Source organism: Chitinophaga arvensicola, from assembly GCF_900110835.1.
Lineage (GTDB): Bacteria > Bacteroidota > Bacteroidia > Chitinophagales > Chitinophagaceae > Chitinophaga > Chitinophaga arvensicola.
Map to the genome: position 1 here is coordinate 2,324,215 of NZ_FOJG01000002.1, position 22,674 is coordinate 2,346,888.

Here is a 22,674-nt window from a genome sequence, read left to right on the forward strand (position 1 = left end):
GACCGGTTAGAGCTATTATATGAACTAATGTAACTATTTTATCTTTCTCCGGTCGCCTAATTTTGTGCTATCGCATTAAAAAAACAGCACAATATGGAAAAAACGCAAGTAATCATTCTGGGCGGCGGCATCACCGGTCTGGCCGCTGCACTATATTTAACGCAACAGGGTGTTGATTTTATCCTGGTAGAAAAACACATCGGCACCTCTATATATCCCCGGGCAAGAACCATTGATATCCGGACAATGGAATTATTCAGAGGATTGGGCATTCAGGAAGATTTACGCGAAGGGGGAAAGGCATTAGCGCCTTCCTGGGGCGTGCTGCGTGGCAACAACCTGCTGGATACCCTGGAAAACCCCGGCACTGCCATTAAAAAAATGACACCTGAAAAGCTTATCGCCGCACAAAAAGCCATGAAAGCGCTGGTGGAGAAATCTCCGGAACGGGTATGCCGCTGTACACAGGATATCAGCGAGGTCATTATGCGTCATACGGCGGAAAAACAGGGCGCAGATCTACGCTTCTATCACCAGCTGATTGGTTTTGAACAAACTGAAAAAGAGGTAAAAGCAATGATACAAAACAGGGCTACCGGGGAAGAATACACGATCCTGGCCGACTACATGATTGCCGCAGATGGCGCCAACAGCATCGTGAGGAAACAACTGAACGTAGCTACCTCCGGTAATATTCCCGGCACAGATCTGCTGAACATTTATTTCGAAGCCAACCTGGAATCACTGGTAAAAGAACGTGAGTTCAGCCAGTTTTTGACAGACACTCCCGAGATGACCGGTTTCCTCTTAGCCATCAACAACAAAGACAAATGGGCTTTTCATTTACGGTTCCATCCGGAAAACGGAGAAACAATAGCGGACTACCCGGAAGAAAAATTACAAACCATTCTTCATCAGATGCTGGGATTACCTGATATTAAAATTACTATCCTGAAAGTAATGCCCTGGCAACTCACCGTCAACATTGCCGATCAAATGCGCATCCAACGGATCTTCCTGGCCGGAGATGCCGCACATACCATGACGCCCTACGCGGGAAAAGGCGCCAACACCGGTATCCAGGATGCACAGAATTTAGCATGGAAATTATCTGCCGTGCTGAAACAGCAGGCAGGAGATCATTTACTGGATACCTATCAAACGGAAAGGCAACCGGTGGGCGCGTTCTACGCCACCCTCTCCGGAGAACTTGCCGAAAAAAACGGGTTGATAAACGACACGCTGATGGTCACCAAAGCACTGGACCTCATGGGCGTACCTAACTTTGGATATCGTTCGACGGCGGTAATAAGGGAAGCGAACCTGCCATTTACTTACTTTACAGGGGAACCAGGAACGCGTATGCCACATCTATGGCTCGATGAAGCGCATACCAGCTCATCGCTCGACTGGGTAAAAGGCCAGTTTGTGCTGATCGCCAATAGCCATGCAGACTGGCAGACAGCATGCAATAACCTACAGGTGCAGTTGGTAGTATTGAACGAAAATGTACTGGAACAATGGAAGATGCTCACCAACACGACAAACAACGAAGCGCTGCTCATCAGACCAGATGATTTTGTGGCGGCTAAACTAACACCCGGCCATTTGTCAGATGTGATACAGCTGATTTTAAGCAAATAGGAATGTTTGAAAAAAAACGTGATACAAAAGATTTTGTATCACGTTTTGCGGGGCAAGCCCCGGATATATAAAAACAGTTGCTCACCTGCTTATTGTAACTTATCGAACGCAAACTGAAAAATAGCGTCTCTTTCCTGGCTATCATCTTCCAAACTGTTGGATACCCGATAGTCGGGAGAAATGCCATCTTCTATATTTTCCCCCTCCGGGGAGATGGCCATAGAAGCGGAATATTTTAACAGCCAGCCATTGGGCAGTTCGTAATCGAATGGTGTACCGCCTCCACCCCCCGTTTGATCACCCACCAGTTTTACATTCGTTAACTGCGACATATACAGTACAAAGTCGTTGCACGAACTGAAACAGCGTTTATTGACCAATACAAAAACCGGGATACCGGTCCAGGCATTATTTTGAGGCGACAGGTATTTAGCGATGGGAGCGTAAAAATCGTTATGCCCCGGTCCCTTCCGGTAAATATCATATTTCAGCAGCATTTTCTCTTTCATAAATTGCGCAGTAAGCGCATCCACTTTAGCAGAACCTCCACCGGTATTGTCTCTTACGTCGATGATGAGAGAGGTGGAATGTGCCAGTTGCTGCAATGCCAGATCCATGTCGGTGGCCAGCAAATCTTCCCGGAAGGAGGGGATATAAAGATAGCCCACCTTCCCGGAAGTAGCATATGCCACGATGCCCTGGTATCTCATTCCCGGTAAATATTTTTTCTTCAGTACCTCCATATTAAAATTATGAGGCGATGAAGTATAATAGCCATTATAAATGAAGCGGCGTTCCCCGGCCAGTAAAGCCACATGGCCGTCTTTCAACACAGCCAGCATCTCACTGCAAACACGGAATAACTCATCGTTGCTGGTTTGTGCCGTTATCATGGGGCGGTATTTCCGGTATATTTCCGGCCAGTCTGTTTGCTTGTAATCAAACATTGCATAGCGGGCATCCATTACGCTCCATAATTTTTCAAAAACCGCCACAGGGCTTTCAACAGGATCCTTTATCAGGGCCTTTTCGCAACCTGTCAGGGAGAATAATAACAGGGCATATAAGCATATTCTGACAATATTGATCATAGGGAGAAGTAATAATTGACGGTGATGGTATTCGCTGCAGATTGTAAGTCGCCTGTGTCGCCAATGCGGTAGTACTGCCATTTCCAGGCGAAGTACAACCGGTTCGTTTCCCCTACCGGCAAATACAGGATGGTATTGATTCCCAACCCGGCATACCTGTTCCAGAAAGCCGGTTGTGTATTTTTTAAAATGGATTTCCAGGTGGAGGAATAGAAATCATTTTCCTTGTTAGCCGTACCACGAGATACAGACAGTAACGAAGCTGCCGGGCAAAATAAGGACGTACTCAACTGCCATCTGCCGGAAAATTCATATGTTCCTTTAACAACAGGCCCTATGGAAGAATTGAAGACATAATATGCCGGGTTGTTATTATAATCCTGGTGTTCCCGGAGCTGCAGGAAACTGCTTATTTCTCCGCCCAGGGAAAACCGCAGGCCACGGGATTGCTGAAACGGAAACAGGCATTGGTAAGCCGCTCCGAATTCATTTTCACGAAGGGAAGACTGCCTACTTTTATCCTGCAAACGGCCGGAGGCGCCCCATGCCGCCACATCATGGGTAATATGCGGATGTGCTGCCAGGAAACGGAGCGTAACACCAGCTGTGGCGCCGCGATAAACCAGTGAAGACATCGCTTCGTCATTTATAGTGCGTGCCGATAAAAGGACGCCCGCCAGGAAGCCCTTCTCCGGCTGCTGCCGGGCAAAACAGGGATGAAAGGCCATCAGCAAAAAAAGGCAGATACACCCTTTGAATATGCAGATACGTAACAAGCTATATCAATAGTTAGTACTTACAGGATAAAAGTTAGTCCATTTGTCCAGCCAGTTCTCCGTGCCAAAAGCACCTATATAATTTACTTTCGTAAAGAAGCTCTTAAAATCATCGCCGTCAAAATCGGCGCCGGACATAGCCGGTTCACCGCCTTTAGGAAGCAGACCCGGTTGTGAAAAATTAAAAGGATCCGCCAGGTTTATTTCTGCCGGTGTTGCATACATTTTATTTTTATGATCCAAAGCGTAAGTGGTAACAGCCGCAGCATCTATAGAATATACCGCATCAGGATTTACGGTAAAAGCATCTGTAGCAATATTACTGTGTACCAGGTTGGCTGAAAATGCGGATTCTCCATTCAACAATCTTTGAGCGGCCATATCTTCGCTGAATTTGATACCACCCTTAGGCATTCCCATGAGGATCGTATTACGAAGTACAAAAGCGCCGCCATTAGTTACATTCAATGCGGCATTCCAGGGTAAAGCATTATTATAACCAGGGTTATTATAGGGACCTATCACGGTGAAATTAGAAAGGACAGGCCTTGTGTTATCGGTTAAAGGATATCCTTTGATGTCATTGAATACCATCAGAGCATCGCAGGTACTGATAAAGGAAGTACCGGTGGATCCGAAGTAAGGATGCTTATAGCTTACTACAAACTGTTGCTTGCCAGTATATCCATTGGAATAGATAATGCTGGCTACGCGGTTACTGAAGGCCACCAGGTGCCTGGCGTTTACCGTTCCTCCAAAAAATCCCATACCGCTCACCTGTGTATAACTGGATGATACGTTTTCGATAATGGTACCTGCTCCCACACCAACGCAGGCAAAGCCGTAGCCATCACCGTTACCGGTGTTGCCGGCAAATTCTATTCTTACATATTTTAATACGCCGGAGTTATCTGCAGGATCATTTCCGCCGCCTTTAGGTGCACTAGCACCCATTGCTTCAGTAAGACTCATTTCTGTACCGGCGCCCCCGGTTGATTCATCGTAAGTGCTTACAGGCGCATTCCCGAAAATGTATAGTCCTACCCAGTCCCCATGCAAACGCTCACCGGCCGGTTTACCTGAGGTAAACACAATAGGTTTATCCGCAGTCCCTTCTGCTATAATTTTGGCGCCCCTGGTGATGGCAAAATAACCAGCGGCTCCTTTCCCTTTCTGGAATTTAATCACCGTGCCTGGTTCTATGGTCAGTACTGCATTGTCTTTCACCACGACATTTGATTCAAAAGTGTATACCGTATCGCTGTGGAGGGTACGGTTGGTTTTTATCTCTACAGGCAGCATTGCCACTGGTTTCACATGGCTGGCAATATCGTCTCCTTTTTTGCAGGACAACCAACTGGAGGCGATCAGCAAATTGAGTAATAACAGGGAGTAGTTTTTTTTCATCAGGTTTAATATTGAAATATAAAGATGAGATTGGCAGTAACTGCCAATCTCATCAGAGAAAAAATGAATGATAACACATCCTGCTTAGAAGCTGGACCATGTAGTACCACCCCAACCATTGGTGCCGCCTGTTGGAGGGAATGCACCACGGTAAGCAACCGAAGTAAATCCGGTTGTAAAGCTGCCACCGGTGAAGTTAGCACCTGTAGCAGTTACCGCTGTAGTTGAGCTGATGAAGAACTGTCCTAATACAGGGCTGCTCAGGTTAAACGGATTAACCAGGCTGGCATCGCCTGCGTTGGCCAGTTCTACGTTAAGATTGGTTGCATTTGTCAGGAAAGCTTTCAGGGTAGCATTTGTATAAGAAGTAGTACCCGAAGCCACTGCAAAAGCACTTCCTGCAGTGTTGCTGTGTACAAAGTTGTATCTGAACTGTGAGGTACCATTTGTCAGCGAATCAGCTGTAACGTTACCGTCGATCAGCAGACCTGCAGCAGGATATCCCAGGAAGATAGAGTTACGCACTTCCAGGCCAGTGTTTCTGCGGAAATGGGCACCTGCCTGAAATGCACCAGGAGTACCGGTAGTAGAGGTCACTGGAATGAGCGGATTAGAATCGGCCACACCATTGTTACCCAGTATAGTCAGGTTGGAAATAACCGGATGTGTACGCGGTGTATTGGTAGCCACACCTGTATTGTCGTTATCACACTCAATACCGTTAGATTTTGACTGGTCATTGATTTCAGGATCGCGCAGTGCAACGAGGAACTGCAGTTTACCCTGGAAACCGAAATCGAAGTCGAAATCATCATCAATAGCACGGTAAGAGATCAGGTAAGAAGGGCTAACAGTACCACCGAAAAATTCAAATGAATCATCGCCGCTGTAGCTAACCTGAACGTGGTGTACGGTAGTACCGTTACCAACGCCGCCAAAAGTCAGACCGTTTACTTCGTTATTGCTGCCTAATGCACCCTGGAAAACACCGCCTGCATATTCAATACGGGTGTAGGTGATAGAACCGCTGTTGTCTCCGATTACATTACCACCGTACTGTGCATCGGAAGTATTTGGAATACCTTCAATGGCAGTAGTGGTTGGTTTGTTGGTAGGTGCATTACCTAAAACGATGATACCACCCCAATCGCCATGTGCCTGTCCGCTGGTTTTGTTGGATGTGAAAATAATAGGATTAGCGGGCAAACCGTTTGCGATCAGTTTTGATCCTCTGGTAATCACCAATGTACCTTTTTCACCTGCTGCAGTGAAACCTTCAATCCTTGTTCCGGCAGGAATGGTGAGGGTAGCACCGTTCTTAACAATTACCAGGCCTTTGAGCACGTAGGTTTTGCTTGCTGAGAGGCTAACAGAAGTGGTGATGAATCCTTTAATGGTGTCAACGTTAGGGTTAGGGCCAGTTACGATGTCCCTGTCGAGGTTTTCACTTTTCTTGCACGCCGCAAAAGATGCAGTCAGTGCTGCGATAGTTAACAATTTACTAATCGTTTTCATTTTTGGTGAACTTTTAGTGATATAAATAAATGGATTAAAAAAGGGCTCCCTGGGTTGGGACAATACATAGCCGTTAACAAGATTCCGGTGAAAATTGCCTTCAACTATTGTCTGAAAAAATGGCGATTCCTGCGCGCGCTAAAAACCGTTTACTTCTCCAGCTTTACTTTTTAAAATTGTAAGTGATCGTGAATGTGTAATTCCTGAATGATTTCCTTGAAAAAGTGGTTGCATCAAAAGTATTTCCTGAATACCTGCCATTCAGGTCAAAATCCTGGTACTGTATGTAATCATCATCAAGCAGGTTTGATGCGTTGATCCTGATCTCCAGCCGTTGTTTCAAAAATTTCTGGGCAATCTGCAAATCCAGTTGATTCCTTGGGTTTTCGTAGATATCCGGGTAATTCGCGATATCTGTTCTCTCTTCCGCTGTTGTTCCTACCACCACAATACGCCGGCCTGCGCGATTGAGTGCTGCGGAAAAACTGAAAGTATTTTTAAACGCATTGACAAGCACGCCTGCATTGAGGAGATAAGGCGATTGTCCCATCAAAGGTCTTTCCTGTAACTTCGCATCTGTTTCACCAGGCACAGCATCCCGCTTACCCCTGATTTTAGAATAAATCCGGGAATAATTTCCAAACAGGGTAATATGCTTCAACCACTCAGGGCCTGCACCAAAATAGAGGTTCTTTCTCAGTTCAAACTCATAGCCCCATACCAGCGCCTGCTCTATATTCTGATATGTTCTGATGTAAGAAGTGGTGGAGGTGGTACCACGCGTAACCACTTCTACGGGGTCGTGTAAATCTTTCTTAAACAGGGAGCCTGAAATAATTTCCCCTGCTGTCGGGAACCACTCCACCCTGAAATCAAGATTCTGAATAGTTCCCCGGTTCAGATCCGGATTTCCTACGGTAGAATAGCCATTCACGAAATCAAAATATTCATATGGGCTGATCTCTCTGAACTCCGGCCTGGTTAATGTTTTCGAATACGCAGCCCGTATATTCATGGCTGGTATCGGGCTATAAATAGCACTTGCAGAAGGCAATACATCTGTATTGTAACGCACGTAATCCAAAGGCGCCTGATCATCTCCGGGACTTCCGCTACCCACTACCTTGCGCGAAAGCGTTTTGCTGGTACTCAAACTCATTGCATAAAATTCCACCCTTACCCCATAGATCAATTTAAGCTTATCGAACACCTGGCTTTCCATATTGGCAAAAGCAGATGCCAGGTTCGCGCCACCCGTATACTGATTGGCGGGCAACTCATATACTACTGCCACCAATCCGCCTGGTCTGAAATTTTCCGGACTCAGTATCTTATCTATCGGCTGGTTGAAGTTAACCGGCGTTCCTGAAGGAAATCCCCCGGCATCATTTCCAGGTGTTACCCCACGTGCCGCATCGAAATATCCAAGATTATTAGTAACATAATTTCTTTTGCGGAACTGTGTGAAAGCGCCCGCCTTCAATATCTGGGGCTGCCCTGCAATGCTAAACGGCGTAGAAACTGCAAAGTTGAGATTGTAGGCATCTTCCTTCAGGTCGGTATATAACTTGCTCGATGATTCTATAGAACCAAATTCCGGCGCCATAAAGTTCCAGTCTTTGTAATTGACCGAGTCCGCCATGTAAGTGTTGCGATAACCCAGTCGTACCTGGTTGGGTTCGTATTTCCTTACTTTGTTGTACGATACATTCCACGTAAGCGTTACCGGACCTTCTATACCAAACTTATGCTCTCCCTGCAACTGTCCGCCCAGCAACGTTTTCTGCGTTGGATGCATATCCACTACCCTGCTGCCTGCAATATCATACAGGCCTTCTCCCAGCGTTTTCCCTCCGTTCTTGATTATCGTCACAGATTCGAAATTCTGGTTAAACATTGTTTTCAAAGAAACTTTGTTCTGTCTGAACTGGTAAGCGACATTCACCAATGCACCCGCATTCACCAGATAACGGTAATCCTTCTCATCCGGATAATACCTGGCAAATCCTATCGTATCACCTGGTCCTCCTTCTCCCTGAAACTTCTTGTACCGCGCCAGGTCGTAACGTTCTACCTGGTCAATGGTTTCATCTTTCCGGTAACTGGCCATCGCCACGATACCGAACTTGCTGTTATCTTTAAAATTGAATGTCTTCCCATATCCCACCTGCACCTGCTGTATGGGTTGTGCTTTTCCAGCGCTTACCGGCTCCCATCCCTTGCTCAGCAGGTTACTGAGCTTAAATCTTTCTTCAGGGGATTTCCTGTTTAACTCAGCAAAAGTTACTTTTAATGGTGCCGGTATCTCTCTGCCCCCATCATCGAATCCCATCCAGTCATTGCTTCCTTTTCTATCCCTAAAAAAAGCATTTCCTGTTTGTCCTTCATAATAACCGGTTCCCAGCGACAAAGTGAGAAAATCCTGATCAGGAAAATCTTTCGTATTTACCTGTACCACACCTCCTGCAAATTCTCCCGGCAGGTCTGCTGTGGCCGTTTTTGTAACGATTACATTTTCAATCGCCTGGGCAGGGATCAGATCCAGACTAAAGGTGCGTCTGTCTGGCTCTGTACTGGGTAGCAATCCGCCGTTGAGCAATGTATAGTTGTATTTATCTGCCAGTCCTCTTACTACGGCATATTTACCATCCAGCACGCTTACACCGGTGATTCTTTTCATCGCTTCTCCGGCGTTGCGGTCGGGTGTACGACGGATCAGGTCTGCTGAGATACCATCGGTAATGGCCGTACTGTTTTTCTGAAGGGAATACAGCGATGCCTGTGACTCACGGCGGTAAGAGCTGGTGACTACCACACCTTTCAGTTGCCGCGACGCCGGCTGTAACACGATATTCAAAGGTGTCAATGTATTCTCCTTTACTTCCACATCTGTAATCACTTTTGTCTGGTATCCTATAAACCTGAACTCCAGCTTATATTTACCGGGCTGCAGTTTCAGGATGTAGTTGCCGTTTACATCCGTAGTACCGTACTCCTGTGCGGCACCAGCCATGATAATAGTTACGCCTGGTATGGCCTCTCCCGTTTTTCCATCCGCTACTTTACCCGCTACACGACCGGGTTCTGCCCGTTGGTTCTTCTTGGCCGCATCCCGGCTGATCAGGATATTTCCGTCCATCATGCTATAGGAAAAATCTGTTTCTTCCAGCATCCGGTGAAGTATTACATCCAGTGAGGTATTTTTAAACGACATCCTGGAGATATTTGTTTCTTTAAAAAGATCCTTGTTATATGCAAATGACAATCCTGTCAGTTGTTTTAATTTTTCAATTCCTGTTGCGAGTTTCTGTTTATCAAAATCTACCGTCAGTCTCACCTCAGATAACTTCTGAGCCTTTACACCGGCAGCATTGATCAACATGCTGGCATTGAAAATAGAAAAGAATATCAGTGTCCCAATACGTAAAAAGCGTTTCAAATAAGTAAAATTTAATGTCAATAAGATGGATTAATACATGGTAATAATACTGTCAGAAATCGAGTAGCGGGTCTTATTAATTGCGCTGAGCAATTTCATGACATCTTCGATGTGATCTGTTTTCTTTAATGTGGCTGAAAAGCGCAGGTGATTCAGGTTTGGCTTTCCTTTACCGGCTTTCAGTGTATAGTTATAATTATTAAACAGAATGGCTTTCAGACTTTCAAAGTCTACATAGTCCAGCACGATTTTTCCGGTTCTCCAGGAGCTGGCAATATCTCCGTTTCCTGTTGTTTTCACAGATTTATCGACCAGTAACTTATACTGTAACTCTTCGTTTGGCGTTAAAAAGCCGATAATCTCCTTATCCTTGCTAACGCCCACTTTACCAGTGGCTACGGAGATCTTCACACATTTGGAGAAACTATAGGCATCGATATTAAAGGAGGTGCCCAATACACGTGTGCTCAGTCCTTTACTATGTACGATAAACGGGCGGTCTGTTTCATGTGCTACATCAAAGAATGCTTCCCCTTCAATCAGGGTTACTTCCCTGGTAGTAGCAGAAAACTGTTTCGGGTAGCTGAACTTAGTGGCTGCATTCAACCATATTTTACTACCGTCTGTGAGTTCTACCAGTTTCATTCTTCCTTCAGGTACCACTACCACATTCATTTCAGCGACGAGATTGTTCTTTGCTGCCGGCTTCACCAGGAAGTAAACCAGGCTCGTTGCTACTATACCTACCAACACCGCTGCTGCAGCTATTTTCAGCATAATACGCCGTCCTGTTTTCTTAGCCGGTTGTATATGATGATGTATATTCTTTAACATGGTATTGTGGACAGCGGCTTCTTCCCGTGGGTCAGCAAATGCCGCCGGAATATCCGACGCAGCATCAAAAGACGCATACCATTCGTCCAGCAATACACTTTCTTCCGCTGATAGCGTGTTATTTAAATACTTGCCGAGCAGCTCCCTTATTTTTGTTTCGTTTGGATTCACAAAATTTCCTTTATACTATATACTTCTCTTCAAACAGGGGGAAGTACCATAACGAAAACGGGCGTAACAATTTGTTAATCTTCGGGAGGCTTAGTAGGCATTGTAATTATCAAGCGATTGCTTCAAACGCTTGAGGGCCAACGATATCTGGTTTTTTACGGTTTGGGAGGAAATCGATAGCAACTCTGCGATCTTTTCATTTGGAAGATATTGCTTCCTGCTCATCAGGAACACTTCTTTCATCTTTAATGGCAGGTTATCAATTTCATTGTTCAGGAATGTTTCCAGTTCCTTTACCATCAAAGGATCATTGGGCCATGCTTCTATGGTTAACTCAATACCACCCAGATCTGTAAGCGATACATGTGAATTACTCTTGTCCTTATATATTGCATCTATTATTTTATACTTTAAAGATTTGAACAGATAAGGCCGCAGGGGAAGTTCTTCATCAAAATTTTCCGCATTGTTCCATAACGATATAAAAATCTCCTGGATAATATCCTGAACCATGTCCTTCGAACGCAATCTCTTATAGGCAGTAGCATACAACTCACTACAATAACGGTAGTAAAGCTCATTAAACGCGAGTATATTCTGTTTTTTGAGAAGTTTGATCAGGGTTTTTTCAGAAAGGGTTTCCCATTCCATAGCTTGTACAGATATATGCAAACATAAGACCTCCTTATTACGCTTAAAGGTTAGTTGTATTAAAATAATATTAACATTATCGGAGTATGGGATAAGTGGTTGAGCACTGCAAATTTATCGCAGCAGCGAAAAGTGATTTGCTGACAGTTACCCGAATTTACTCAAAGAAAAACGTGATACAATCTCCATTACCGGATGTTGTATCACGTTTTGAATTGCCTTTGGCAACTAATAGCGCCGACTTATTTCGCAGGTTCGTAAGTAAGCTGCACCACGCCCGATCTGAAAACATCGGTGGCCGTTAATTGCAGATTAATGCGTTCTTTCAGATCTTCAAACAATGGTTTCCCGGTACCCAGCACTACCGGATGTACAGATACCTTATATATATCTATAAGCCCTTCGTTAATGAAGGTTTTGATAAGACTGGCACCACCATACAACCAGATGTCCTTGCCTCCCTGCAGCTTGATTTCTGCCACCTTACCGGCGATATCTGAATGAATGAAGGTAGCTTTATCATCCTGGCGATGCTGATGTGAAAAAACGAACTTCTTTTTTGAGTGGATCCCTTCCCACATCTCTCTTTCCGCAGGAATTGTGCTGGCATCGGGTTGAAAATTTCCCCAGGCATCATAGCTTACTCTGCCATAAAAGATGGTATCAATGCTTTTCATAAAGCCACCGAAGTCCATATCGTCGTCCATGATGCACCAATCTATTTCTCCATTTGGACCTTCAATAAATCCATCTAACGTAACTGCTAAGTTCAGAATTACTTTTTTCATTTAAATGCTTTTTGCAAAATTAACTCCGGAACCTGGTTGGTCTTTTGGAAAAACACGACAAAATTAAAGTTGAGAAGGAGTTAACCCTGTATGGAGTTTTACTTCATTCGCAAGATGTGCATGATCATAAAAACCACATTCAAAAGCGATATCTGATAAGCTTTTCTTTCTTACATCGCTCATCATAGATAGCGCTAATTGAAAGCGGATGATTTTTACATATTCCTTTGGTGTTAAACCGATCTGTATTTTAAAAAGCCTTTCCAGCTGCCGCACCGTTGTAAAGTTCCTCCTGGCTATTTCACTGATGCTTAAATTTCCATTGGAAAGATGAATATCATTTAAAATAGGCTGCATAGGCTGATGGCTGCTCTTCTTCCTATCTAAAAAATACCTGTTGAGATAAGTATTGGAATCGGCTTTTATCTTTTCGGCATCGAGCGAATACGATAAATCAAATTCAAACGTATGATCCGTCAATTCATGCTGTGAGGCGTAGTTGTAAAAAGAAGAGAATGCGGCTGGTTTCAGACATACACCGAGCAGATGTGTATGCCTGTCAATAAAAGTATCTTTAAAGGAAGTCATGGCGCCTACTACGTAGGTCTTTCCGTAATCCATCGTCGACTGGCCATTATCCGTTTTGCAGGGCGCTCCCAGGTTTACAATGATCCCCGGACATCCATCAGGGAAGATCCGTTCCCATTGCTGGTCGGTATCATCGCCTTTCAACTCCCAAAAGGAATGGATGTGGGTTTGTAAGGCTGTGGAAGGTTTAGCGTCATGATATTCCATTAAAATTAATTTATTTATAACTTACCGGGTTAGATACAATGATCTATAAAGCTAAACAATTATTCCAAAAGCAAGGGGGAAGCGTCTGGTATCCGTAATAACTACGTTTGACGGTGTCTCAATTATATATTAAATTTGAAAATAGTATACCAAAATAAATATTGTAATCAAATCCCCTTTTACACGTACCCCTTATGATAAAGAAAATTGGTCTTTTAGGATTATTATTCATCCCCTTTATTTATTCCAATGCGCAGCAATACAAATTTACCATCCGGGAAACCATGGCCAATACCAGCGATGAATTTCTGGGAGATGGCAACCTGACCGTGGACAATAACCAGCAAATTAAGGGCACTATCCGCTGGTCTATAGTAAGCATCGACAAGAAAGGGCTTTATTACTATAAAGATAAAATGAATGCTACCGCTACGGAATATGTGAGTGGCAGCTATGCCCCGGACAGTAAAACCTTCTCTTTCTCCGGTTATAAAAAGGATGATGCTGCAGCGATTATCATCCTGGATGTTTATGCCATTAATCTTCTTGACAATACACGTTTCTCCGGAAAAACAAGGGGAACAGGAAAATGGGATGGTATTATCAATGGAAAATATAGCGCCGTTGCTTTGCCGCCTGTAGCGAGCGTTCCCGATAAAGCACCCAATACAAAAATAGCGGATAAACCGGTTAGTGCTCCCATCGCTGATAAGCAGCCGGCGGAGGTTGAAAAAACGCTTTCCGAAACGGAAATGATTGCTTTGAATAAGAAAAAATATGCCGCAATAGTAAAATTGATGAAGTCGAAATACCCGGTTCCGCTGAATAAAAAATCACTGGCGCCTGTTGAGTATACAGAACGGGTAGAGAAAACAAAAAAAATAAGAAACATCGTCCCTGCTTATGATGGGCAAGGTAATGTAACAACTGCTGAAGTGGAAGATGAGAAAAGTTATTGGGAAGATGAGCAAAGAAGGGGACTTAAGAATATAACTAACAAAACAATAACGGTAACAGGTCTGGAAAGAGAACGGTTTGAAAAAGGGGAATGGTTTTATACAGATATTTCTTTCACATTAGCGCCCGGCGAAGTGATGCGAGACAGAGTTATTCAATCTTTTTACGAGCCCGGAGATGACTGGCTTTCTGACATCTATTTTTATAATATTAAGTAGTAGCCATAGGAAAGGAAACAATCAAAATTGGTTGCTTCCTTTCCTACAGCTATATTATTTTACCGTTACTCCTCCTGTTATCAATGATAAAATACCTTCGTTTTTTATAATCGTCATGCCCTGCCGGTCTTCCGTAATACCCTCTTTCAGCTGGTAAGGATAGCGCGGACGGCCATTTTCCATCACAGTTGGCATATAGGCAAAACGAACGTTTTTATTATCCATCAGTGCTTCGCCGACTTCAATGATATGGGTCGAAACAATAAACAGGCAATTGTGATATTCCGCAAAAGCAGTAGTAACGGCCAATGTACCATCATAAGCATCTTTAACATTGGTTCCTTTGAACAGTTCATCAAAGATCAGCAAGAGGTTTTTCCCGCTGGCCACCGCGTCCGCCGCTTCTTTCACGCGCATCACCTCCGCGTAGAAATGACTGTACCCCAGGCCGATATTATCGGCGGTATTGATAGACGTGTACAAGCCTTCACGAACCGAGAAGGTTAATTCCGATGCTGCCACAGGAAACCCCATATGCGCCAGGTATAGTCCTATGCCGATGGCCTTCATCAGGGTTGATTTGCCCGCCATATTTGCACCTGTAAGGAAAATAATATGCTGGTTATTATCCATCTTCACGGTATTACCAATGGCGCCATCAATGGCCGGATGTTTGAGATCTCCGGCATAAAATACATTGGCGGCAGCCGGCTTCGCCCTTGCATAAGCAAAACCCCGTGCATGTGCCACTTCACTTACAGCAATAAATACATCCACTTCATAGATAAACGAAAGTATCTTTTCTATCTTATTGCGGAATTTATTTCTAAGGAAGTAATCATAGGAAGCCAGTTTTTTAAGAGACAGTGCCTCGTAAATGTTGACGCCGCACAATTTTTCGATTGTTTTATCACGCATAATTTCCCGGATCTCCCGGATCTGTTCAGCGTAGACAGTACCGGTATCCCCGAGCATTTCTACAAAGGTGCTGCAGTTGCGCAGCGTGGCAATGGTTGCCTGCAATCCCTGCACTATCTTTTTCAGCCCTTCATCATGTACCAGGGTAGAAAGCATCGTTTTCACCAACAGGTTGCCAAAGTTCAGCACCTCGTTTTTTCCCGCGCTGGTGTCTATGTATTCCCGTACTTCTGTCAGTTGCTGTGCATCGAAGGGAAAGCGGATGGCCAGGTGCTGGAAGTAGCGGATGGTACTGCTGCGGGCATTGATGGCCGTCACGTCTTCCAGGGGGGAACGAAACATCTCATCCAGCAACTGTGCCCCACCACGGCTCCTGACTTTATTGAACAGATGATAAACGGAATCTGTACGGAACTTTCCGTTCATGTTCAGTTCTTCCCGTGTTTGCCTGTCTATATGGAAACTCATCTTGTATGTTTAATTAAAATAATTATTATCCTGCTACGTATTAACCGGTTTCTTTCCGTTCTTCAACACCTCCAGGATACCTGCGTTGCGGATGATGACCATGCCGTGGCGGTCGCCCGTGATGCCCGCTTCCAGCCTGTAGGTGTATTCCGGCGTATGGCCATTCATTCTTGTAGGCAGATAGGAGAAGCCAACGGCGGGCATTTGCGACAATTCTTCTCCCGCTTCTACAATATGCGAAGAGATCACAAACACACTGTTCCGGCAGTTGGAAAAAGCGGCGGTAACGGCTACCGTTGCTTCGTGTGCATCTTTTACATTAGTTCCCCGGAATAGTTCATCGAAAATAACAAACAGGGATTTCCCTTTACTCAGCCCCATAGCCAGTTGCTTAATACGCAGCACCTCCGCATAAAAGTGACTGGCCCCCATACCAAGATTATCGGGCAGATTAATGGTAGTATACATACCATCCATCACTGAAAACTCCATGGAAAGGGCTGCCACAGGGAATCCCATATGTGCCAGGTAGAGCGCCGTACCCAGTGAGCGCAGGAAGGTAGATTTCCCTGCCATGTTTGCACCCGTGAGAAACAGTACATTCCGGTCGCCTCCGAGGCTAATATCATTGCCTACAGCGTTGGCTATCGCCGGATGGAATACGCCTTTCAATTTTATGAGGCTGTTACCCTTGTCATGCACCAGTGGAAAAACAAATTTCCGTGTATTGGCCACTTTCGCTACCGTGAGATAAACATCCAGCAGGTAAATGTTTTCCAGCACCTGCTTTATCGTATGGTGTTCCTGCACGCTAAACAGCTGGTCGTATGCCGTAGTAACGGCATACGATAGCTTTCCATGAAGCGTTTCCGTTAATGCGGGCAAAAGGGCCGGCCGGTCGAGCAATAACGCTATTGCTGCACGTTCGGTGGCGTAAGCAGTAAGATTCACTACCGATGGCTGGCTGATGAAATCCTTTGCCTGCCTGAGCAAAGTGATAACGGCAGTAGTTCCCTGCTGCAAATCCTTTTCGCTCAGTTTCTGTCTGGTGGTGTCTCTCGTTTGACCGGGGATATCTGCCAGGTATTTCTCGGCCATATCAAAAGAGGTGGCTTCAAAGGGAAAAGAAAGCCCGAGTTCCGCGAACTGCCGGATCAGGTTATTCCGGTTCCGGATAGCTGTGGCATCAGACAGTGGGTTCCGGAACATAAACTCCAGTAGTGCTTCCCCTCCACGGGTAATTGTCTGGTTATATATTTCGTAGATACCGCTATCATCGCCTTTACCGAAAAAACGTAGATCGGCGATCGTCTGTTCATCTATCTGCAATTGCTTCATATGCTTTTATTGTCTTTTCCGGCGGATTAATAAAACCGTACCGGCCAGTAATAACAAACCGGGTATCAGCCATAAGTAGATTGTCTTTTCTATCACGGCCCCCTGGTAGGTAATATTCAGTTTATCATCCAAAGGAGGCGCATAATGCGCGTAGATCGGAAAATCGTTATTATCCATCCAGCTGTAAAATGCTTGCTCTATACCCAGGCTGGTACGAAGCCAGTTGTTGTTCATAAAATCCGCATCGCCGCAAATGATGATGCGTTGTGGTTTGTTATTAACGGATCGTGTCAACTTCAATGACGTGATAAACCCACTACTTTTAATGTCTCCTTCAGCAGGATTAAAAACGGGAGGCGCGGAATCTGTGACCAGCTTGCCGGCTTTCAGCCAGGTACTTGCATCCGCGATCATCAGCGGTTCCATGTGAAAGGCGTTGCTATCGGATTGTGTCAGCGGAGCTGCCCCGGGCATCAGTAAACGTGCAGTATCCCAGTCCGCCCTCAGGCGCAGCAGATTAGGTTGTTCTGCCAAACCGGTGGCTGCGTAGGTTATATAGGGAGTAACCATATCGGGGGTATAGTTCCGGGTTACCTGCACCAGCGTTCCGGCCATCATCTGCACCCCCATTTTTCCCAATACCGGATTCAATATGTCCTGTTTGCCCGGTTCTCCTGTTATTAGCAGATTCCCTCCGTTGTCGGTGTACTGCCTGAGTTTATTTTGAGATATTTCGCTGAGCGCCGTTTTCGGATCGGCCAGCACAACGATATTGACGTCCCGGGGAATATCCTGGTTATCGAGGCAAAGCGTATCGATATCAAAACCGTTGTTGATTAACGAATTACGGGATTGCTTATCGGTGCTATGACCAGAATACTCCCGATCACCTGATTTGTAAACACTGCGTTCCAGATTGCCTGTGAGAAAAATTACCTTCGGCATTTTGGCGAGTTGAAGGCGTTTGAGCGCAGCAGCTACCTGTGCTTCCTGGGGCCAGAATACATTGTCGATAAACGTGCGTAAAAAGGTTTTCCTTCCCTTATAGGACAGCTGCATCACCATCTCATAATTCTCCGGCTCCAGGTCAACTTCCTGGCGAATCTCCGCAGGTGTTTTGAATTGAGACAAAGGCTCTTCAAATCCCCTGGCTACTTCTTTTGCGATCTGGTCTATATTTTTACCCGGAAACCGCCAGTACAGCATACTGTCCTGCTTTTTGAGATCGTAGTAGTAAACATATCTGAAAGTGATGTTGGGCTTAAAACGCAGATAGGGTTCCCATAGCCTGGTTAAATACTCATTACGCTTTTCGGGAAATCCGAGTGCGCTGCCTTCCGCAAAGAGATTGGTGTAAAGGGTTACTTCTACAGGCTCATCTCCCAGCTCCCGGATGATCTGCTGGGTATTGTCCCGTAAGGTATGCACCTTTCCGGCGGTGGTATCCCAGTAGCCAATCAGTCCGGGCCGGGAACCAACGAAACCGATTAATATGGCAGAAGCAAAAACCAGGACATACTGGCCAATTCTTACCGGCCATGACCGGTAACTCCTGGCGCCTTTCAGGCGGATCAGGGTAAAGCCAACAAACAGGTAGATGACCACCAGGAAATAAAGAATATCCTTTGTGGTGATAAGTCCTGTCAGCATCTTCCCGGTTCTCCCTGAAATAGAAAGAAAGTAGGTCAGGTCCCTCACAAAATCATATTGCTGCCATAAGGTGCCAATGCGCCCCAGCACCAGTATCACAATAAAACTGCCGATGGCAGATACAATCGGATAGGTGCTCAGGCTGGACATAAACAGGCCGATAGCGGTATAAGCGCATACCAGCAGATAGAAGCCCAATGCAGAGGATAGTAATATGCCGTAATCCGCAGATTGTATATTCAGGTAGCCTGTTAATAGAAAGATGCCTACAATACCCAGCAGTAGCAGGTTGTAGCACATAATGGCGAGGTACTTCCCAAAAACAATGTCGCGGGTTTTGATCGGGGAGGAATACAGCAATTTAATGGTACCGTTGTTCATTTCCCGGCTGATCAGATCCATCGTCAGCAGCGGAACGAATAAATACAGGTTCTGAAGGATGTTGGCAAAAATGCTCTCTCCCATGAGGAACAATTGCGCCGTAAACGAACCGCCGCTACCTTTGAATTTAGGATCATTGCTAACGCTGATGCCATACCATTTTGCACTGGGCAACAATGAGTTCATATAAAAGTAGGCGGTCTGTATCCAGAAGGCAATTGTCAGAAACCACGCAACGGGTGAGTAGAAAAGGTTCCGGAGATCGGTTTTGGCTATCTTAAAGATCATCAATGTCGTTTTTTTAAGCGTGAATCTGATTGGATAACTGTTTGAATATATCGTCGAGCAGGCTTTTGTCGAGGCTGATCTCACGAAGCTGCCATCCTTCCTGTGTGCTGGTGGCTGCGAGTCGCTCTGCAATTTCTTCACCGCCCTCGAAGTATACCCGTACCTGTTTATCGTTGAGGAAATCAACGCTGGTGACCCCGTTGATCTTAAGCAGATCTGCCGCTCCCGGTGCGTTTTCCAGGCGCATCAGGATGCTGTGTGGCCGCACATAATTATTAAAGGCATCCATGCTATCTGAAAAAATAATTCTCCCCCCTTCCAGCATCACTACTTCGCGGCAAAGCAAATGGATCTCAGAGAGAATGTGCGACGACAAAAGCACGGTGTGATCCTTCCCGATGTCCCGGATCAGCTTTCTGGCTTCAATCAGCTGGTTGGGATCAAGACCATTTGTAGGTTCATCCATTACTACCAGTTTCGGCTTATGGATGATCGCCTGGGCAATGCCCACCCGTTGACGATAACCGCCCGACAGATTCCGGATGAGGCGATTGCTAAAATGCGCTATTCCACAGCGCTCCTTGGCTTCGCTCACCGCTGCCTTTACTTTAGCTTTTTCAATGCGTCGTAACTGTGCCGCATATACGAGAAACTCATCCACAGTAAGATCCAGGTACAAAGGCGGATGCTGTGGAAGAAAGCCAATTTGTTTTCTCGCCTGTTCCGGCTCTTTTTGCGTATCCAATCCCTGGATATATACCCGGCCTTCCGTTTGTTTCAACACACCGCATAGAATGTTCATGGTGGTGGATTTCCCGGCGCCATTGGCGCCTAATAATCCAATCACGCCCGTGCGGTCGATTTCCAGGTTGATATCCCTGATAGCCCAGGCACTGCCATACTTATGCGATAGCCCTTCCAGTTTAATAATAGCACTCATAATATTTTTTTAAGCAATAATGGCCTGTACTTTATTCAGGCATGGTAAATCCCAGTGTTGTAAATACCTCGCGTAAAACCTTATATTTTTTCATGACCTGTGGGTACTGGCCGTATTTGTCGGTGAATGAAGCGGCCGACTGCCCAAGCACTTCCGTGAGATAACGGTCCAGGTCATCTGCCTGCGTGCCAATGGAATAGTAATCGTCCGACTCCGTGCCATCGCTCAGAAAACCGTATTCTTCTTTCACACGGTAAGGGATATAATCTCCGTTAAACTGCGTACCGTTGGCTGTTTTCCCATACCAGGTGGCACTCACCTTATAGAATTCCGTCAACAGGGATGAATTGGCATTCAGATAAGGAATGAAGATGGCCTTGAATACGCTTACCTGGTAGGCTTTCCTTTGTATGGCGTCCATATCCCGGATACCGGATACAAATCCCAAAGCCACCGCTTTGAGCCCCCGGTAAGAGGATAACATGACTTTATTGTAACGCCATGGTGAATCATAGGTATACAGCGAATCTGTGAGAAAAAAAGCATACGGCTTCATGGAAGTACCCAGAAAGGGAACGATACTGTGTTTGATAAAATTGATGCCCTGCAGGATATCGGCCTCATTGGTCAGCCTGGTAAACGTTACCAGCGAATCAATGACCGTTAGATGATACCATAGATTCAGTGTAACGAGTGGATTTGCGGCGACCGTATCGTTGTATAATATCGCGATGCCGGTTTCCTTGTAATACAGGTAAATCTGGTGATCGGTTGCATTGGCGGAATTATCGTGCCGTACAAAAGCATCCGGCACATCCGGTGAAGGTTGTGTTTTTTCTTCCTTTCTACAGCCGAAGCAGCACAAAAGAATCATCAAACCATATATTATCGGACAATTTATTTTTATCCTGTTCATAGCTTTACGATTAAAAAGTTCTGTCTGGTCTTTGCGGATTTTGTTTAAGTACTCCCTGGTTAAATATGATAGCGTCTGCGGGTATTGGAAATACATAAGCCGGATCATTGGGTTCCAGGGCCAATGATGCTTTTACAAATGGACTACCACCGAAGAAAACATCGGTGTACTGGTGAATGATCTTTTTCGAGAAGGGATAAACGGAGTTTACCGCATAGCGCTTCAGATCGAACCAGCGGTGTCCTTCAAAGCTGAGTTCCCTCCGGCGCTCATCCCGGACAAAAGCCGCCAGGGCGGCGCCGGATAAGTCAACCGGCTGAAAAAAAGCGGCCGGAAAACGGGTACGCCGCAACGTATTGATCACCTGGTTGGCTTCCGGATCTTTTTTCAGCATTGCCAATGCCTCCGCTTTATTCAGATAGGCTTCTGCAACACGCATGGTAAAAACATCGGATGCAGTTTCCGTTGGTATAATATTGTTCATGGAAGAGCTGTACACCTTTGTGTAGCGGTATTTGCCACTGCTCAGTTCAAAGAAGGCGCTTTTTCTCAGGTCATTACCGGTGTAAAGCGCCATCAGTTCCGCTGTGGGTTGCATGGCTTTAGGCGGAAAAACCTCCGGCATAATGCCCATGATCATATTGCCGTCCTGCGTAAAGATTACTTCCGGCGCTTCTTTGGTGAGAAAACTGGTACGCGGAATATAGGCTGCCAGCTGAGATAGCGCGGGCTTCCGTGCCAATACTTTATCTGCGGCGGCAATTGATTTTTCCCATTGCTGCATATAGAGATATATCCTGCTCTGTAACAGGTTTACGGCGTTTATATCTGCCCGGTAGGTATTGCGTTGTCCTGCGCCTTCCAGGCATTGTTCCGCCGTTTCGAGATCCGCTACCATTTGCTGATAAACACTATCCACTGTAGAGCGGGTAAAAAAGCGGTCTTCCACGTACTCGCTGATCTTTAGAGGCACGCCCATATCGGTAGCAGCGGTAGATGGTTTGTACGCAGCAGCGTATATATTCACCATATAGAAGTAGTAATACGCCCGCATAAAAAGCGCTTCTCCCCGGATACGTTTCAGCTGGGCGGGATCATCTTTTGAGCTAGCCGCCTGGTAGGCGATAATGTTTGCAGCATTGATCCGCCTGTATACCGGCGCCCAGGTGTTATCGGTCAGCTGCATGAACGTGTTTGCCGTAAAAGGATTGGCCTGCCAGGTATAAAACCCGAACACATCGCTGCGCGCATCAATAAAAGAAACGGAACTGACATAATCAGCAATGTCATCGTCCATGGTATTCAAAAATTTGAATGGCAAACCTTTATTGATAACATATACTTCACCACGCAGCACTTCGTCGAGTTTCTGCCAGGTTTTGGCATATGCCAGTGTTTGCGATTGCTCTTCCAGAAATTTCTTACACCCGGTAAACAGGAAGAGCGCCAGTATCATGAATGTATAAGAACGAATACTTTTCATCATCTT

17 protein-coding genes are annotated in these 22,674 nt (G+C 45.5%); 2 read left to right on the forward strand and 15 right to left on the reverse strand.

What is annotated here, in order from left to right; all coding sequences use genetic code 11:
* Nucleotides 1–93: 93 nt before the first annotated feature.
* On the forward strand, nucleotides 94–1,644 hold the full coding sequence (locus BMW79_RS26765; protein WP_089900418.1) for an FAD-dependent monooxygenase: 1,551 nt from the start codon (nucleotides 94–96) through the stop codon (nucleotides 1,642–1,644).
* Nucleotides 1,645–1,733: 89 nt separating this feature from the next.
* On the opposite strand, the gene BMW79_RS26770 is transcribed toward BMW79_RS26765, so the two are convergent.
* The 9 genes from BMW79_RS26770 to BMW79_RS26810 all read right to left on the reverse strand — a co-directional run bounded on the left by BMW79_RS26770 (nucleotide 1,734) and on the right by BMW79_RS26810 (nucleotide 13,111).
* Nucleotides 1,734–2,735, reverse strand: coding sequence for a S41 family peptidase (locus BMW79_RS26770; protein WP_177192347.1), 1,002 nt, complete (start codon nucleotides 2,733–2,735; stop codon nucleotides 1,734–1,736).
* Nucleotides 2,732–3,463, reverse strand: coding sequence for a hypothetical protein (locus tag BMW79_RS26775; protein ID WP_089900426.1), 732 nt, complete (start codon nucleotides 3,461–3,463; stop codon nucleotides 2,732–2,734). The genes BMW79_RS26770 and BMW79_RS26775 overlap by 4 nt, the downstream gene beginning before the upstream one ends.
* Before the next feature lie 54 nt (nucleotides 3,464–3,517).
* Nucleotides 3,518–4,918, reverse strand: a complete 1,401-nt coding sequence (locus BMW79_RS26780) for a hypothetical protein (protein WP_089900430.1) — start codon at nucleotides 4,916–4,918, stop codon at nucleotides 3,518–3,520.
* Between the two features lie 84 nt (nucleotides 4,919–5,002).
* Nucleotides 5,003–6,433 carry a hypothetical protein gene (locus tag BMW79_RS26785; protein ID WP_089900433.1) on the reverse strand — a complete coding sequence of 477 codons (1,431 nt, stop codon included), beginning with the start codon at nucleotides 6,431–6,433 and terminating at the stop codon, nucleotides 5,003–5,005.
* Between the two features lie 163 nt (nucleotides 6,434–6,596).
* Nucleotides 6,597–9,872, reverse strand: coding sequence for a TonB-dependent receptor (locus BMW79_RS26790; protein WP_089900436.1), 3,276 nt, complete (start codon nucleotides 9,870–9,872; stop codon nucleotides 6,597–6,599).
* Between the two features lie 30 nt (nucleotides 9,873–9,902).
* The gene (locus BMW79_RS26795; RefSeq protein WP_089900440.1) at nucleotides 9,903–10,877 is read right to left on the reverse strand and encodes a FecR family protein; all 975 of its coding nucleotides are present in this window, start codon (nucleotides 10,875–10,877) and stop codon (nucleotides 9,903–9,905) included.
* A gap of 90 nt (nucleotides 10,878–10,967) precedes the next feature.
* Nucleotides 10,968–11,528 (reverse strand): RNA polymerase sigma factor, encoded by a 561-nt coding sequence (locus tag BMW79_RS26800; RefSeq protein ID WP_089900443.1) that lies wholly within the window; start codon nucleotides 11,526–11,528, stop codon nucleotides 10,968–10,970.
* Nucleotides 11,529–11,770: 242 nt separating this feature from the next.
* On the reverse strand, nucleotides 11,771–12,316 hold the full coding sequence (locus BMW79_RS26805; RefSeq protein WP_089900446.1) for a dihydrofolate reductase family protein: 546 nt from the start codon (nucleotides 12,314–12,316) through the stop codon (nucleotides 11,771–11,773).
* 63 nt (nucleotides 12,317–12,379) lie between these two features.
* Nucleotides 12,380–13,111 carry a DUF6597 domain-containing transcriptional factor gene (locus BMW79_RS26810; RefSeq protein WP_089900449.1) on the reverse strand — a complete coding sequence of 244 codons (732 nt, stop codon included), beginning with the start codon at nucleotides 13,109–13,111 and terminating at the stop codon, nucleotides 12,380–12,382.
* Between the two features lie 194 nt (nucleotides 13,112–13,305).
* Between BMW79_RS26810 and BMW79_RS26815 the strand changes: the two genes are divergently transcribed.
* Nucleotides 13,306–14,286, forward strand: a complete 981-nt coding sequence (locus tag BMW79_RS26815; RefSeq protein ID WP_089900452.1) for a hypothetical protein — start codon at nucleotides 13,306–13,308, stop codon at nucleotides 14,284–14,286.
* A 54-nt stretch (nucleotides 14,287–14,340) separates the two neighbouring features.
* On the opposite strand, the gene BMW79_RS26820 is transcribed toward BMW79_RS26815, so the two are convergent.
* The 6 genes from BMW79_RS26820 to BMW79_RS26845 are packed head-to-tail and all read right to left on the reverse strand — an operon-like array spanning nucleotide 14,341 to nucleotide 22,671.
* On the reverse strand, nucleotides 14,341–15,672 hold the full coding sequence (locus BMW79_RS26820) for a MutS-related protein (protein ID WP_089900455.1): 1,332 nt from the start codon (nucleotides 15,670–15,672) through the stop codon (nucleotides 14,341–14,343).
* Between the two features lie 33 nt (nucleotides 15,673–15,705).
* Nucleotides 15,706–17,010 (reverse strand): MutS-related protein, encoded by a 1,305-nt coding sequence (locus tag BMW79_RS26825; protein ID WP_089900457.1) that lies wholly within the window; start codon nucleotides 17,008–17,010, stop codon nucleotides 15,706–15,708.
* A gap of 6 nt (nucleotides 17,011–17,016) precedes the next feature.
* A complete protein-coding gene (locus BMW79_RS26830; protein WP_089900460.1) occupies nucleotides 17,017–19,329 on the reverse strand; it encodes a Gldg family protein in 2,313 nt (770 codons plus the stop codon).
* A gap of 13 nt (nucleotides 19,330–19,342) precedes the next feature.
* Complete coding sequence (locus BMW79_RS26835) at nucleotides 19,343–20,269, reverse strand: ABC transporter ATP-binding protein (protein WP_218150454.1); 927 nt, start codon at nucleotides 20,267–20,269, stop codon at nucleotides 19,343–19,345.
* A gap of 31 nt (nucleotides 20,270–20,300) precedes the next feature.
* On the reverse strand, nucleotides 20,301–21,143 hold the full coding sequence (locus tag BMW79_RS26840) for a hypothetical protein (protein ID WP_089900464.1): 843 nt from the start codon (nucleotides 21,141–21,143) through the stop codon (nucleotides 20,301–20,303).
* 52 nt (nucleotides 21,144–21,195) lie between these two features.
* Nucleotides 21,196–22,671 carry a RagB/SusD family nutrient uptake outer membrane protein gene (locus BMW79_RS26845; RefSeq protein WP_089900467.1) on the reverse strand — a complete coding sequence of 492 codons (1,476 nt, stop codon included), beginning with the start codon at nucleotides 22,669–22,671 and terminating at the stop codon, nucleotides 21,196–21,198.
* Between the last annotated feature and the right edge of the window lie 3 nt (nucleotides 22,672–22,674).